The 16,174-nt window shown below is 36.9% G+C and carries 15 protein-coding genes and 1 tRNA gene; 11 read left to right on the top strand and 5 right to left on the bottom strand.

Translation table 11 applies throughout. The features are described from left to right. Positions 1-9 precede the first annotated feature (9 nt). Positions 10-921: a helix-turn-helix domain-containing protein gene (locus tag QX565_RS05900; RefSeq protein WP_025866413.1), complete on the bottom strand. Its 912-nt coding sequence runs from the start codon at positions 919-921 to the stop codon at positions 10-12. Positions 922-1,420: 499 nt separating this feature from the next. On the opposite strand from QX565_RS05900, the gene QX565_RS05895 reads away from it, so the two are divergent. The 8 genes from QX565_RS05895 (at position 1,421) to QX565_RS05860 (ending at position 7,777) form a co-directional block, all read left to right on the top strand. Continuing rightward, positions 1,421-1,966, top strand: a complete 546-nt coding sequence (locus tag QX565_RS05895; RefSeq protein WP_002560384.1) for a flavodoxin family protein — start codon at positions 1,421-1,423, stop codon at positions 1,964-1,966. Positions 1,967-2,015: 49 nt separating this feature from the next. Next, positions 2,016-3,068: an NAD(P)-dependent alcohol dehydrogenase gene (locus QX565_RS05890; RefSeq protein WP_221649977.1), complete on the top strand. Its 1,053-nt coding sequence runs from the start codon at positions 2,016-2,018 to the stop codon at positions 3,066-3,068. A 363-nt stretch (positions 3,069-3,431) separates the two neighbouring features. Further along, positions 3,432-4,460, top strand: a complete 1,029-nt coding sequence (locus tag QX565_RS05885) for an alpha/beta hydrolase (RefSeq protein WP_289291842.1) — start codon at positions 3,432-3,434, stop codon at positions 4,458-4,460. Further along, positions 4,457-5,011: a cyclophilin-like fold protein gene (locus QX565_RS05880; RefSeq protein WP_289291841.1), complete on the top strand. Its 555-nt coding sequence runs from the start codon at positions 4,457-4,459 to the stop codon at positions 5,009-5,011. Before QX565_RS05885 ends, QX565_RS05880 begins: the two co-directional genes overlap by 4 nt. An 81-nt stretch (positions 5,012-5,092) precedes the next feature. Continuing rightward, complete coding sequence (locus QX565_RS05875; RefSeq protein ID WP_289291838.1) at positions 5,093-5,959, top strand: DUF3737 family protein; 867 nt, start codon at positions 5,093-5,095, stop codon at positions 5,957-5,959. Beyond that, positions 5,956-7,116 carry a MalY/PatB family protein gene (locus QX565_RS05870; protein ID WP_289291836.1) on the top strand — a complete coding sequence of 387 codons (1,161 nt, stop codon included), beginning with the start codon at positions 5,956-5,958 and terminating at the stop codon, positions 7,114-7,116. The genes QX565_RS05875 and QX565_RS05870 overlap by 4 nt, the downstream gene beginning before the upstream one ends. Before the next feature lie 79 nt (positions 7,117-7,195). Then, complete coding sequence (locus QX565_RS05865) at positions 7,196-7,528, top strand: hypothetical protein (protein ID WP_289291834.1); 333 nt, start codon at positions 7,196-7,198, stop codon at positions 7,526-7,528. 42 nt (positions 7,529-7,570) lie between these two features. Continuing rightward, positions 7,571-7,777: an EamA family transporter gene (locus QX565_RS05860; protein WP_289291832.1), complete on the top strand. Its 207-nt coding sequence runs from the start codon at positions 7,571-7,573 to the stop codon at positions 7,775-7,777. A gap of 146 nt (positions 7,778-7,923) precedes the next feature. Here QX565_RS05860 and QX565_RS05855 read toward each other — a convergent pair whose 3' ends face one another. Next, positions 7,924-10,650 (bottom strand): hybrid sensor histidine kinase/response regulator, encoded by a 2,727-nt coding sequence (locus QX565_RS05855; RefSeq protein ID WP_289291831.1) that lies wholly within the window; start codon positions 10,648-10,650, stop codon positions 7,924-7,926. Positions 10,651-11,606: 956 nt separating this feature from the next. Between QX565_RS05855 and QX565_RS05850 the strand changes: the two genes are divergently transcribed. After that, entirely contained in the window at positions 11,607-12,398 is a 792-nt protein-coding gene (locus tag QX565_RS05850; RefSeq protein WP_289291830.1) for a class I SAM-dependent methyltransferase, read from the top strand. 229 nt (positions 12,399-12,627) lie between these two features. Here QX565_RS05850 and QX565_RS05845 read toward each other — a convergent pair. Further along, positions 12,628-12,701 (bottom strand) — tRNA-Asp (locus tag QX565_RS05845). 194 nt (positions 12,702-12,895) lie between these two features. Between QX565_RS05845 and QX565_RS05840 the strand changes: the two genes are divergently transcribed. Together QX565_RS05840 and QX565_RS05835 are read left to right on the top strand one after the other, a co-directional pair. Beyond that, entirely contained in the window at positions 12,896-14,212 is a 1,317-nt protein-coding gene (locus tag QX565_RS05840; RefSeq protein ID WP_289291828.1) for an aminotransferase class I/II-fold pyridoxal phosphate-dependent enzyme, read from the top strand. A 71-nt stretch (positions 14,213-14,283) separates the two neighbouring features. Next, positions 14,284-14,877, top strand: coding sequence for a YqgE/AlgH family protein (locus tag QX565_RS05835; protein ID WP_221649985.1), 594 nt, complete (start codon positions 14,284-14,286; stop codon positions 14,875-14,877). 10 nt (positions 14,878-14,887) lie between these two features. On the opposite strand, the gene QX565_RS05830 is transcribed toward QX565_RS05835, so the two are convergent. Beyond that, on the bottom strand, positions 14,888-15,415 hold the full coding sequence (locus tag QX565_RS05830) for a GNAT family N-acetyltransferase (RefSeq protein ID WP_221649986.1): 528 nt from the start codon (positions 15,413-15,415) through the stop codon (positions 14,888-14,890). Between the two features lie 3 nt (positions 15,416-15,418). Further along, complete coding sequence (locus tag QX565_RS05825; protein WP_289291826.1) at positions 15,419-16,171, bottom strand: glycosyltransferase family 2 protein; 753 nt, start codon at positions 16,169-16,171, stop codon at positions 15,419-15,421. Positions 16,172-16,174: the final 3 nt, after the last annotated feature.

Below are 16,174 nucleotides of genomic sequence, written 5' to 3'. Positions count from 1 at the left end.
TGAAGTATATTAAATAATTTGACCTTGTTGCGTTCTGTATTCATTGGGAGTACACCCTACGCGTTTCTTAAATAACCGACAAAGGTGCTGCGGATATTGAAAGCCTAAAGTATAGGCTATCTGACTAACAGTTTCATCCGTTTCGGTAATATGTTCCTTTGCCATTTCAATAACCTTATCCTGAATATGCTCTTGCGGAGTTTTTCCGGTTTCCTTTTTTACCATATCTCCAAAATAGTTGGAGGAAAGGCAGATTTTGTCTGCAAAATATTTCACTGAAGGTAATCCTTCCTGCATGGGGAGTTTACTTAGGAAATATTCATTCAAAAGTTGCTCAAATTTCGTAAGAGCATCTTTATTTGCATCACTGCGGGTAATAAACTGTCGTTCATAGAACCGCATGCAATAATTGAGGAGTAATTCTATATTCATTGCAATCAGAGCCTTACTATGTTTATCAATAGCATGTTCCAGCTCAATGCTGATTTTCTTGAGACAATCCATAACAATCCCCTTTTCCTGATCTGAAAGATGAAGTGCTTCATTGACAGCATAGGAGAAGAAAGTATAGTTTTTTATACTCTTTCCCAAAGAAGTGCCACGAATCAAATCGGGATGGAAAACAATACCATAAACTTCCGGTGTGATTTCATCTTCGATCATATCTACACGTACAGCCTGACCAGGTGCGAAACAAACAATAGTCCCTTCCTGATAGTCATAAGATCTACGCCCATACTTAAGATCACAGCTCTTGGTCTGCTTTAAAAAAAGTGCATAAACCCCATAATTCATTTGGGTATGGTTAACTATCTTAGTTGCTTTCGTAAGATCTACAACACTCACTAACGGATGCAATGTTTCGAGTCCATACATGCTGTTGTACCGGTCTACACTTTCTAAGTTTACTATATTATCCATAGACATAAGTATTTGAATTTTAGCAAAGATATAAATAAAATATACACTGATTCAGCGGAATTAGTCAAATCTGTAATTTGGGTTATACTATCTGTAATTTGGGTACATTTTTTTTTATGCTAACAGCTAAAGTTGATTTTGAAAGCCATTTTCTTCTGTAATCAGGGTTATCATACCTGAATAGAAATGAAACGGTTCACCACGGAGGACACGGAGAGCACAGAGATATTATTTTCTCTGATGAAACGCGGATGATCGCAAATGAACGCAGATTAAAAGACTGTAGTTCTTTATCATACATTTGTTTCTCTTTGCGAAAATCTGTGATCATCTGCGTTTCAATAAAGATTTAAACTCTATGTCCTATGCTACCTCTGTGATGAAACCTCATACAATCTGTAATTGAGGTTATATTATCCGTAATTTATCTACAAAGTATCTTCTCACAACAGTGTATCTTTGTAACATAAAAAAACAACTAATTAAACGACCTATCATTATGAGTAAAAAAGTACTGATTTTATCATCCAGTCCGCGACGCGGAGGCAACTCTGACACACTCTGTGATGAATTCATGCGTGGAGCTATAGAAGCTGGAAATGAAGCGGAAAAAGTTTTTCTACGGGATAAAACGATCCACTATTGTATGGGATGCAGTGTATGCAGCCAATATAAGAAACCATGCCCTCAGAAAGATGATGCAGCGGAAATCATTGCTAAAATGCTGGCTGCTGATGTCATAGTTCTTGGTACTCCCGTATATTTCTATGCAATGAGTGCACAACTGAAAACATTGCTCGACCGTTGTTGCGGGCCTTATACCGAAATGAAAAACAAAGAATTCTATTTCCTTGCTACCGCTGCCGAAGGAAAAGAAGGGCTTGCCAGCTTAGAACATGTTTTCGATAATCTGATGGGCTTTATAGATTGTCTGGAAAATCCGGTAGTAAAAGGCAAAGTTCTTGCTACCGATGTCTGGCATGTAGGTGAGATAAAAGGCAATCCAGTCTTGATCGAAGCCTATGAGATGGGAAAACTAATTTGATAGTGATATCTTCTTCCAAAGTATGGATTGATTACATTAAAATAAAAATATGGAAACAAAAACAGTAAAAGCATATGGAACGGAATCAGCAGAAACTCCGCTCCACAGTTTAGAAATTCAACGTCGTTCGCTTCTACCGAATGATGTGGAGATTGATATTTTGTATTGTGGTATTTGCCACTCTGATCTTCACTCCATCCATAATGATTGGGGTGGAACTACTTATCCTATTGTTCCCGGACATGAAATAGTAGGACGTATTACCGGAATAGGCAGAGATGTAACTAAATTCAAAGTCGGAGATTTGGCCGGCATCGGTTGTATCGTCGATAGTTGCGGACACTGCGAACATTGTCACAACGGTGAAGAACAATATTGTGAAGAAGGTTGGACGGTTGTTTTTAATTCTCCCGACAAATATCTTGGAGGACAAACTTATGGTGGTTTTTCGCAAACGATTGTAGCCGATGCTAATTATGTATTGAAACTGCCTGAAACAATTGATCTTGCAGCATCAGCTCCTATCTTATGTGCAGGAATCACCGTTTATTCTCCCTTGAAACATTGGGGAGCAGGACCTGGGAAAAAAGTAGGTATCATAGGTATTGGTGGTTTGGGCCATATGGCTATAAAGATTGCAAAAGCGATGAAAGCCCATGTAACCGTTTTTACTACGTCTCCCTCCAAAATAGAAACAGCCAAAGAGTTGGGTGCGGATGAAGCCGTGCTGTCTACTGACGCGAATCAAATGGGAAACCTCTCTAAGTTTGATATGATTCTGGATACGGTTTCCGCACGACACGATGTTAATATGTATTTGAATCTTTTGAAAGTAGATGGTAGTCTTGTATTGGTTGGCCTTCCTAATCAACCGTTGGAAGTCGGTGCATTCAATATCGTAAATGGACGCAAAAGTTTTTCCGGTTCCAACATTGGTGGCATTGCCGAGACACAAGAAGTAATTGATTTCTGTGCAGAACACCATATCACGGCTCAGATAGAACTAATCAGCGTTGACCAAATAAATGAAGCCATGGAACGTTTGGAAAAGAATGATGTCAAATATCGTTTTGTGATTGATATGAAGACAAAAGGAATGTAATCTATAATCAGATATCAACGGTAGTAAGAGGGTATCAAAAGTCTGAGGAAGCTATCAATATCTAACTTTAGAAACGCAGATTTACGCAAATTATCGCAGATTTAAACAGGCTCTTAATCTTCGCGTAAATTAGCGTAAATCTGCGTTTTAATGATAGTGAGTTTCACTTTTGGCACCCTCTTGCCATATCTTCAGATTCTCTTTTTATCCGGTTTTATAAGAAAAAGTGAATGTAAATATTACAATCTGTAATTCGGGTTATGATGTCTGTAATTTGTCTACAAAGAATCTCTTTTCTTCCCCGTACATTTGCAATATAAAAAATAGACAATCAATTCTTTATTCATTAAAACCCTAAGAGATATGAGACGAAACTTATTATTAGCAGCAACATCCCTTACAATGCTCAGTACTACCCTCTCTTTTGCGCAAACCGACGCAGACAACTTCTATAAAAGTAGTACGGTAGGCACTGAGAAAGTAACCTTTCTCAATCAGTACAAAATGAAAGTGACAGGCAATCTCTTTCTTCCCAAAGACATGAAAGAAAGTGAAAGATATCCGGCAATTATTGTAGGGCATCCTATGGGAGCCGTCAAAGAGCAGAGTGCCAACCTCTATGCAACGAAGATGGCCGAACGTGGTTTTATAACCTTGTCCATCGACTTATCTTTCTGGGGAGAGAGTGAAGGAGAACCACGTAATGCAGTCCTTCCCGAACTTTATGCAGAATCTTTCAGTGCCGCAGTAGATTATCTTGGTACACATCCTTCTGTTAATCGTGAACACATTGGTGTGATCGGGATTTGCGGTAGTGGAAGTTTTGCTATCAGTGCAGCTAAAATCGATCCGCGGTTGAAAGCCATCGCAACCATAAGTATGTACAACATGGGGACAGCCAGTCGTAATGGCCTGAAACATGCATTAACACTGGAACAAAGAAAACAGATCATTGCCGAAGCTGCCGAACAACGCTATGTGGAATTCTTAGGTGGGGAAACGAAATATACCGGTGGTACAGTACACGAACTAACAGAAAGCTCCTCTCCGATAGAACGCGAGTTTTACGAATTCTATCGTACAGAACGCGGAGAGTTTACACCCGAAGGTGCAACATCACTGACTACTACACATCCCACATTGACAAGCAACGTGAAATTCATGAATTTTTATCCGTTTGCTGACATTGAGACTATCTCTCCTCGCCCCATGCTTTTCATTGCCGGAGAAAATGCGCACTCACGCGAATTCAGTGAAGATGCTTATAGTAAAGCTGCCGAACCGAAAGAATTGTATATCGTGCCCGATGCAGGACACGTAGATCTTTACGACCGGGTAAACCTTATTCCATTTGACAAATTGGAATCTTTCTTCAAAGAATATCTGAAATGATGAAAATGGATATGAAATATTATATTATAACTCCTCTTGTGACACTGACATTATTGATTAGTCTCACATCATGTAGTACTGATGACCCTTTCCCAAGCCCGCTGGATACAGTACAGCCCTCTCCCACTGTCAACCCTAATGAGTCCGATGATAACAATGATCCCAATAAACCAGGTAATAATGAGAATGATAATTCTATGAATAATAATCTTAAAATAAACATTGGTTCCACCTCGTTCAATATAACTCTGGAAGACAATCCAACAGTAACAGCGTTTAAGTCATTACTGCCAATGACAGTGAATATGTCAGAAATGAATAATAATGAAAAGTATTATTACTTACCGGAAAACCTTCCGACGGCATCTTCCAATCCTGGTAGAATCCGAACAGGGGATTTAATGCTTTATGGTTCTTCATGTGTAGTACTCTTTTATAAGACATTTTCTACTTCTTACAGTTATACACGTCTGGGACGTGTGGACAATCCTGTGGGCCTGGCATCTGCTCTTGGTTCGGGCAATGTAACTGCCACTTTTGAATTACCATAACGGAAATAAGACGCCGTCTGAAGAATAAAGAGTCAGCAAAATGCCTATAAATAGAATTATAAAATAAAAAACAATTGGAATATGGAAATAATTAAAAACAAGGAATACGAAGGCGAACGCCCTCTATTTGCAACACATGACTTACAACTGGAAAATGTAACCATTCATACCGGCGAATCAGCATTGAAAGAATGCAGTAATATTATAGCTGTAAACTGTCGTTTCGAAGGTAAATATCCTTTTTGGCATACGAATGGTTTTATCGTGAAAAATTGTCTCTTTACGGAAGGGGCACGTGCCGCCCTCTGGTATTCTCAAAACCTTCATATGACCGACACTGTGGTAGAAGCTCCGAAAATGTTTCGCGAAATGGATGGGGTCAAACTGGAAAATGTACAGCTCCCCAATGCACTCGAAACCTTTTGGTATTGCCGCAATGTAGAATTAAAAAATGTACAGATAGATAAGGCCGATTACTTGTTTATGTACGGTGAAAATATCCGTATTAAAAATTACAGTCAAAACGGAAATTACTCATTCCAATATTGCAAGAATGTAGAAATCCGCAATGCAGTAATCAATTCGAAAGACGCTTTCTGGAATACTGAAAATGTAACAGTGTACAACTCTGAACTAAATGGTGAATACTTAGGTTGGCATTCTCACAACCTACGTCTGGTAAATTGTAAGATTTCAGGAACCCAACCACTTTGTTATGCCCATAATCTTATTATGGAAAATTGTATAATGGCTGATGACGCTGATCTCTGTTTTGAGTATAGCAGTGTACAAGCCACTATCAACAGTCCGGTACATAGTATAAAAAATCCACGTAGCGGGAGTATCATGGCAGAAAGTTACGGTGAAATTATCATCGACGAAAACATCAAAAAACCTGCTGACTGTGAATTACAACTATGGGACAATATAACCTGCTTTAGCGCATGAGATACGATTTTGATGAAGTAATCCCCCGTCGTGGTACCAACTCTTATAAATGGGATACAGAGACGGAAGAGGATGTTTTGCCTATGTGGGTAGCTGATATGGATTTCCGTACAGCTCCCGCTGTGGTTGATGCATTGAAAAAACGGGTAGAACACGGTATTTTCGGTTATACAAAAGTTCCCTCTGAATATTATGATTCTATTGTAGATTGGTTTGGACGAAAACACAATTGGACAATAGAAAGAGATTGGATTATTTATACAACCGGAGTTGTACCGGCACTGTCTGCAATAATAAAAGCCCTGACATCTCCCGGAGACAAGATATTGGTACAAACTCCGGTATACAATTGCTTTTTCTCATCCATTCGTAATAACGGATGCGAGATAGTTACCAATCCTCTCATTTATATAAACGGAACATACCAGATAAACTTTGATGATTTAGAAAAAAAAGCTACTGATCCGAAAGCAAAACTTCTGTTATTGTGTAATCCACATAATCCGGCAGGCAGAGTATGGACAAAACAGGAGTTAGTACGTATTGGTAAGATCTGCCTTCAAAATGATATATTGATAGTAGCGGACGAAATTCATTGCGAATTGGTTTTTCCCGGACATACATATACTCCTTTTGCCTCTGTATCGGAAGAGTTTCTAATGCACTCTGTTACCTGTACTTCGCCAAGTAAAGCCTTCAATCTGGCAGGACTTCAGATTGCAAATATTATTTCTGCCGACACGAATATACGTATGAGAATAGAAAAAGCAATTAACGTAAACGAAGTATGCGACGTAAACCCATTTGGAATTGAAGCTTTGATGGCAGCATACAATAATAGTGAGGAATGGCTGGATAAACTTAATCACTATTTATTTGCCAACTACAATTATCTGAAAAACTATTTCAAAGAACATCTTCCACAGTTTCCCGTAATAAGGCTCGAAGGTACTTATTTGGTATGGATAGACTGCTCTGTATTGAAACTGTCATCTAAAGAAATTGTAAAAATACTGCTTAAGAAAGGTAAGATTCGAGTAAATGAAGGCAATCTGTACGGAGAAGCAGGTGATGGTTTTATTCGTATCAATATAGCTTGCCCCCGACAAACATTGATTGACGGGCTAAACAGAATAAAACGTGCTTTAAACAAATAATAACCAAATAAAAGAAACATTCAGAAAGAGCCTGATAAAACGTTCGACTATTAGTGGCATTGTACTACTATTTGTTGATATGGCGGTAGTTATGCTCGCACAACGTTATTTAACTAGTAGCCTTATAGCTATTATAGCTTCTTCCACTGCATTATGGATTCTATTATTGGATATTCCGATGTGGAGAGTTAACTTCCGTAATCCCTTCATCATCATTGGAGGAACAATCGGATTCATTGGCGTTGTGCAGCTTTATATAGAACAACTCAACATGGAAGGAATTCATGCACATAGTGAACGTGGAGTTCTATTACTTATCTTTGGATGTGTTTCCTGGGCTTTAGGAACACTATATGCAAAATACCGTTCCTCACATGAAGAGGGAATCAATGCTTTTGGTGGTTCGGCATAGCAGATGCTTTTTGCCAGTGTAATGTTTTGGTTCTGCTCCGCCATGAACGAGGATATAGTTACTACTAAATTCAATGAAGTAACATCTACAAGCTGGCTTTCATTGATTTATCTGATTTCTTTTGGCTCTCTGCTTGCTTATTCAGCTTATGTGTGGTTATTAAAAGTTCGTCCGGCAGCAGAAGTTGAAACTCATGCTTATGTCAATCCTTTTATAGCCATTCTGTTTTGGAGTGCTTTTAGGGAATGAAAGCGTCAGCATTATTCAGTTAATCGGTCTCATAGTCATATTGTTAGGAATGACTATGATAAACCGAAAATGTTTATTCAATTCTTAATACTTTATGCACTGATGCTATTACTGTAATAAACCGTTAAAACAAAGATATATAACTACTACCACTTTGTTGAAAATATTTCCAATAATTGTTTTTTAGATAAAGGTTTTGCCAAGAAAACATTACACCCTGCCTCAATGGCACTACCTTTATCAGAATCAAAAGCATTGGCTGTTAGTGCTATAATAGGAACCTTAGCATTGAATTCACGAATTCTTCGAGTTGCTTCCAATCCTCCCATTACAGGCATTTTCATATCCATAAAAATAAGATCAAAGTTTTCATTCCGAGCCTTCCAGACGGCATCTGCACCATTCAATGCTCTCGTAAGATTATAGTTTTTGAGAATATGTCGTATTAATAAATAATTACTATCATTATCTTCAGCAACTAAAATTTTTAAATCTTCCTTACTAATTTCATTCAGTACAGACAGCTGGCCTAACGGTTGAGAATTGACCGAGGGTACTTTTTCCGGCATTTCTATCTCACATGGAACCCATGCCCAGAAAGTAGATCCTTTGCCTGGTTGAGAAATAAATCCAACTTTACCTCCTGCCCCTTCTATTATGGCTCTGGAAATGGCAAGTCCAAGCCCCGTCCCTTGTGCAAACTCATTGAGCTTTTGGAACCGACCAAAAACTCTATCCTGTAATTCTACAGGAATACCCTTTCCGGAATCTTCAACATAAAATCGAATCCCCTCTTCCTCAATTGAATATCCCATTTTTATATATCCGGACTGAGTACATTTCACAGCATTAGTAAGGTAGTTCATCCACACTTGCTTGAGCCTGTTTCTATCCAAGAAGACCAAGCATTCCGGACCGGATTCATCCAGGCAAAATTCAACATCAGGATTTGTAACCTTGGGTTGAATCATAGTATACAATTCACTACAAACCTTACTCATGTTAAATTTTTCCGGTTTACGTTCAATAATTCCCGACTCTATTTTAGAGAGATCAAGAATGTCATTAATCAAACGTAATAATAATTCATTATTAGATTGAATAATTTCCATATATTCTTCTTTTTCAGAAGAATCATCACAATTTATCATCAATTCGGAAAATCCTACAATAGCATTCAACGGAGTACGAATCTCATGGCTCATATTGGCAAGAAAAGCTGATTTCAAACGATCAGAAAGCTCTGCTTTTTCTTTCAGATCTTTCAATTCCTGTGCCATCTTTTCCCATTTAGTATTATTAATTTTAATACCAGTGTAACGAGTTACTTGCCCTTTCTTGTTCCTTTCAATCGGAATTCCAGTAACTAACAAGGTTTGCCATTCATCATCCCATTTAGTTTTAGAACGATATTTCAAGTTAAAGTCGCTATTAATTCCCTGAAGTATACGATTTATATATTCACGAACACAATCCACATCATCCGGATGGGCGGTACTCAAATATTCTTCCGGAGAAATTGGCATTTCGGAATGAAAGTCATTGACCGGATCATTAAACGCTCGGAATTGCCCGCTCTCTACATCAAAATCCCAATAGGACATTCCAACGGTCTTGAAAGTGAGCTCCATTTTGTAGTTTCTCTCTCTAAGTTCTTCATCCAATTGATGTTGTTTCGAAATATTTTGTCTGAATCCTGTATAGCGTACAATATCTCCATTTTCATCTCGCTCAAAAGGCTCTCCGATTATATTGTAATATGACCACGTTTTGTCATATTTTGTTTTAATACGACAAGAAAATTCTACGGTAAGATCTTTACCAGATAACATGGTTTGTATGGCATCATAAGCGGAAGAACGATCTTCAGGATGTATCACATTCATCTGTTCTTCAATAGTCAATAGTTTGTCGCTGGCGTAATCATTAACAGGATCATTGTAAGACTCGAATTTCTGAGTTCGCACATCAAAATCCCAATGAACGATATTGCTAACCTGCATAGCAAGCTCACGCTTTGCTATTAATTCCTCTGTTTTCTTTGCCAACCGTACCTTTTCAGTCACATCCATTTCCGTACCGATAATCAGTAATTTTCCGAAATGCTCAGAGGATAAACGTATTCTACCTTCATAATAGCGGTATTGTTTTTCCTCTTCATTATAAATACGTACAGTGATTTGTCCATGTTGAATTTCTTTCTGCTCCAGTTGATCAAAGAGTTGAATTAAACGAAGCTGATCCTGCGGATGCATTATTTTTAATAATTCTTCTAACGTCGAAATAGCTTTTACTACAGGAGATCCATATAATGAACTGAATGTTTTTTTATATACATCATATACCCACGAAGACATATTGGTGGCATCCATAGCCATTTCCAGATTTTTCTTGCTTTCCTCCGTGTGAAACTCCGCTTCTTTTTTTGCAGTTACATCATTAGTAAGCAGTATATGTCCGATGATAGTTTCTTTTTTATTACGTACGGGAACGACCTTAACTTCGTAAATCATACTATTCTTGTTATTGGAAGAAAAATATGCATTCCTGTTTATCCGATCAAAATCATACTCAAACTCTAATATAATATCCTCACCACGTTGTATCCTTACCTTTAGTTCTTCATCGACATACGGGCTATTAAACAGATTCACAACACCTATCACTGTATTCCGGTCTTCAACACCATACATCTTCAATGCATAGTCGTTTATACTGTGAAGGAGCCCCGCCACATCATAAATTTCAACTCCCATTGGTAAATGAACATATATACTTTCTGTGAACAGAAGTTGTTCTTGCATCAAATTGGAGATTTCTTTCTCAAAAGATATACTGTCGCTCTCTTGAGATTTTACTTTAATTTCTTTCATCTGTTATTATATCTATCAGAATATTATACTCTAAAGAATCAAAATGTTATTTTATGAAAGTATTACTACTATTGTTTATTTTGCATAATTAAAAAACGAAATCTATCCAATATAAAAACAAGAAGTAATGACATTGTTTTGTTTGAGTGCTTTCATTGTTAATTATTTTAATCGACAAATTCATTATTTTATTTACAAATATAATATTTATTATCACAATATTCTTAAACAAGAAGAAATAATAAGCTTTTTTATACTATCGAATCATCCTATTTTTTACCCACAAAAAACGGTTTCTAAAGTTATTGCAATCGTATAAACAATTTATTATTTACTTATTGAATTTACATTATATTTCTACAAGATTTCTTTCTTTTATTTTTTCAAGTAAAAGTAATACTATTGATCCATATATTGAATTTTATCGGAAACAGATAGAATGAATTTAATTTTAAAAGATACAACAACTTGCATAAAAATGAAAACGGAAATAATTATCAATTGTTATGAAAACAGAAAATGAAGTAAAGAGGTGAGGGTTTTATTGATTGACTTTTATCATTGAAAAATATCAGCCAAAGCTTAGGCGGTACGATCACAATAAATGATCGTATGCTGTTTGAAGTAGTTGAGACTTTAAATAAAGGCTTCTACTTCTAACAAAAAACTAACCACTAAATCAAAGAACGGTGAAAAAAACATAAAGCACCAGAATATTTATATCACACAATAACCTATTGATTATCAATAATTATATATATTTGCGATATAAACTTAATCTTTATCCTAAGAAAGCATTCTATTCTATCTCTTTACCACCAATTAAAACAGCAAAATATACCTGGAATATGAGCTGAAAGAGACTTATCGTTAAAGTCAGAATAAAATAAGGTATAAAGATGGATTCAGGAATATAAATTGCCTATAAATAGTAACATTAAAATTAAAGGAATAGGATGGAAGATTATAAGAAGATAAATAAAGCCGCTTGGAACTTGAAAACCGACATTCACATTAAAAGTGAATTTTACAATAATGCACTCTTTTTGAAAGGGGATTCATCATTGAAACATATTGAACTTGATTTATTAGGAGAGATCAAAGATAAATCTATCCTCCACTTGCAATGCCATTTCGGTCAAGACACCATTTCACTATCTCGATTGGGTGCAAAAGCTACAGGTGCAGACTTATCAGATAATGCGATTAGCTATGCTCAAAATATGGCAAAGGAGTTAGAGACTGATACCAAATTCATTTGTTCGGACATATATGAACTTCCAAACGTCTTGGATGATAAGTTTAACATCGTTTTCACAAGTTACGGAGTAATAGGATGGTTATCGGATTTGAAAGAGTGGGCCAAAGTTGTAGCCCATTTTTTAAAACCAGGTGGACAATTTATTATGGTAGAATTCCATCCTGTAGTGTGGATGTTTGATGACGATTTTAACTCTATTGATTATAGTTATTTTAAGGGGGCAGAAATCATCGAACAATTGGAAGGAAGTTATGCCGACCGAAATGCTAAAATCAAATACTCTACTATCACATGGACTCACAGCTTGAGTGAAGTCATTAATAGCCTTATTCGATCGGGTATTCACCTCACAGGATTTGAAGAATATGATTATTCTCCATATAACTGTTTTAAACATACGATCCAAATTGACAAGGATAAATATCGAATAAAACATTTAAACAATAAATTGCCTATGGTTTATGCCATCACAGGAGTAAAACTATAAAATGAACAATTATAGAGCTCCTTTCATAATAAATAGTGATATAAAAGTAGATGATATGATAGTTACCAGAAAAGCATTAAATACAGATTTATTTGAAATTAAGTCTTGATATCCCTCCCAAAAACACCGAATTAGCTACTATCAAAGTTCGTCCTTCCTCTCTTTTTTATTCGGTAAGAATAAAAAAAAGCCCTGATTCTGTTAAAATCAAGACTTTACAATAACTGAGCGGTGCGTACGGGACTCGAACCCGTGACCCCATGCGTGACAGGCATGTATTCTAACCAACTGAACTAACGCACCAATATTTCATTTTAATTTCCTTGCTATCTCTCTCGATTGCGGATGCAAAGGTAGACATTTTTTTTATATCTGCAACAATTAGAAAGAAAAAATGCGAATATTTTTGTTTGCAGTAACTCATCAATAAAAAATATTTCATGGATGGATTTATTCTTTATCTTTGTAGCTCAGAAGTATAATATAAAAATAAAGACATGAAAGATACACCTATCAAACGACATCTGATTGACGAAACTATCGAAGAATTTCAGATTGCAGACTTTTCAAAAGCAACCATTCGCGAAGTAAAAGCCATTGCAGCCAAAGCTGAAGCTGAATCAGGAATAGAATTTATTAAAATGGAAATGGGCGTACCTGGTCTCCCACCCTCAGCTGTGGGCGTAAAGGCAGAAGTGGAAGCATTGCAAAAAGGGATAGCAAGCCTGTATCCGGATATTAATGGACTTCCGGAACTTAAACAGGAAGCATCACGTTTTATTAAAGCATTCATAAATGTAGGTTTAAAACCAGAAGGATGTGTACCTGTTACAGGATCCATGCAGGGTACTTTTGCTTCATTTCTAACTTGTAGTCAGTGTGATGAAAAGAAAGATACCATACTTTTTATTGATCCGGGATTTCCTGTACAAAAACAGCAACTTGTGGTTATGGGACAAAAATACGAAACCTTTGACGTATATGATTTCCGTGGAGAAAAACTAAAAGAGAAACTGGAAAGTTATTTGCAAAAAGGAAATATATCTGCAATCATCTACTCTAATCCCAACAACCCAAGCTGGATTTGCCTGAATGATAAAGAACTTAGAATCATAGGCGAACTGGCAACTCAATATGACGTTATTGTTTTGGAGGACCTTGCCTATTTTGCCATGGACTTCCGTCAGAATCTCAGTACTCCGTTCCAGCCACCTTATCAACCGTCAGTAGCACATTATACAGACAACTATATATTGCTCATCTCCGGTTCTAAAGCATTCAGTTATGCAGGACAACGTATCGGTGTCAGTTGTATTTCCGATAAACTATATCACCGCCACTATCCCGGACTCACAAAACGTTATGGTGGAGGAACTTTCGGAACAGTATTTATCCACCGTATTCTTTATGCGCTATCATCCGGCACCAGTCATTCGGCACAATTTGCCATGGTAGCAATGCTGAAAGCAGCCAATGAAGGAGAATATAATTTCCTTGATGAAGTAAAAATCTATGGGGAACGGGCAAAGAAGCTAAAAGAAATTTTCCTTCGCCATGGTTTCCATCTTGTATATGATAAAGATTTGGGTGAACCCATTGCCGATGGTTTCTACTTTACAATCGGATATCCGGGAATGACAAGCGGAGAGTTAGCTAAAGAGCTGATGTATTATGGCGTAAGTGCTATTTCTCTTGTAACTACCGGAAGCCATCAGGAAGGTCTGCGAGCATGTACCTCTTTTATAAAAGACCATCAATATACACAATTGGATGAAAGAATGAAAATTTTTAAAGAAAATCATCCTATATCATAAAAAGTACACACAAAAGTAAAAAAAAGGAGAAGATAGTTTGTTCCTGCGAAATAAATATTTATATTTATCGCATGAATAATATCAATTCCGACATATTTAAGATACAATCTAATAATGTATTGCCTTCACGGGGAAAGATTCTGATATCAGAACCTTTCCTGTGTGATGCGACATTCGGACGTTCGGTAGTATTACTCGTTGACCATACCGACGAGGGAAGTATGGGATTGATAATGAACAAACAACTCCCTTTGCTGGTGAACGATGTTATCAAAGAATTCAAATATCTGGAAGATATACCTCTTTATAAAGGCGGTCCTATAGGAACAGATACACTTTTCTATTTGCACACTCTACCGCATATTCCCGGAGCACTTCATGTAAGTAAAGGATTATACCTGAACGGAGATTTTGATGCATTGAAAAAGCATATTTTACAAGGGAACAATATCAATGGAAAAGTGCGTTTCTTTTTGGGGTATTCGGGATGGGAATACGAACAACTGATACAAGAAATCAAAGAGAATACGTGGTTGATAGCCAAAGAAGAATCCTCTTATCTGCTCAATGGAGAAGCCAAAGATATGTGGAAAAATACACTGGGAAAGCTAGGTAGCAAGTATGAAACCTGGTCGCGCTTTCCACAGGTTCCTTCATTAAATTAATTGATTAACACTATCCGAAACGTTGCATCAATGCAGCATCTTTATAGCCCTCTGAAGTTACAATCCAGTCTTTCAACAAACCACATTGTACAAAACCACAGGAAAGAAATAACTTCATACTGGCTTCATTCTCTATTGCGACATGTGCATAGAGCTGATGGATTTGCAGAAAATCAAATGCATAATCGCACAATAGGTTGAGTGCATCAGAAGCATAACCCTCCCTACGAAAATCAGTATGTACTGCAATACCTACAGCTCCACGTGAATGCAAAGGAACAAAGTCGGTTATGTCAATCGTTCCAAGGATACGATTGTCTTCACGACGTATAATCATCAGACGCAATTGTTTATCAGCAAACATATCGCTTTGAGATCCCTCAATGTACTGACGCAATACATAACGGGAATAAGGCACAGTAAAACTGCTTATATCCCACATCAAAGGATCATTTTCCATTTCGTACATCACATCAATATCTTCCGGTTCTACAGCACGGAGATAAATACGGTCATTTACTAAAAAAGGTTGTTTCATGTTTTAATTAATACGTTTGTACTTGGCATAAAAATAACACAAAGCACAGAAGTGCTTCCATGCCAAACGGGAGAATAATTTCTTATTTGTAGCACGACGCCAATGATGTACTATTGCATATTGAGGGAGATAAACGACTTTCCAGCCTTCCGCCACAATACGCATGCAATAATCAGCATCTTCGGGGCCATAAAAGATGTTTTCATCTAACAGTCCGATCCGCTCTATTACTTCCCGGCGAATCATCTGACAAGCACCTATTACATAGACAGGTTCGATAGGTGAAGTGACTGTTTGTAAATCCGGAACATTCGTTTTAGCTATACCTAATACATTTTTTATCTTCAGCCATAATCCGGGAAAGGATTTAAAACTATCTTGTATCTGATTATTATTATCAATCAGCCTACAGGCACACAATCCCACTTTCGGATGTTCATCCAGATAAATTTCCATTCCGGATATGGCATTTTCATTTACTACAGTGTCATTATCAAGAAATAACACTTTATTACCTTGTGCAAGCTCCAAGCCTCTGTTCCGGGCATAAGCTACGCCTTTATTGCAATCATTTATATGCAGATGAATTTGAGGATAATTCACAGTCAGATACTGACACGTACCATCTTCCGAACCATTATCGACTACAATTACTTCAACATCCTTCCGTTGCATGACAGGTTGAAGCGAGTACAAACAGTTCCGTAAATAAGAAAGCTGATTCCAGGTGATAATTATAATAGATAATTGAACCATTCT

The sequence above is a fragment of the Bacteroides sp. 41_26 genome, assembly GCF_949740115.1.
GTDB classification, from domain to species: domain Bacteria; phylum Bacteroidota; class Bacteroidia; order Bacteroidales; family Bacteroidaceae; genus Bacteroides; species Bacteroides nordii.
This window is presented reverse-complemented; position numbering and strand designations above follow the sequence as displayed.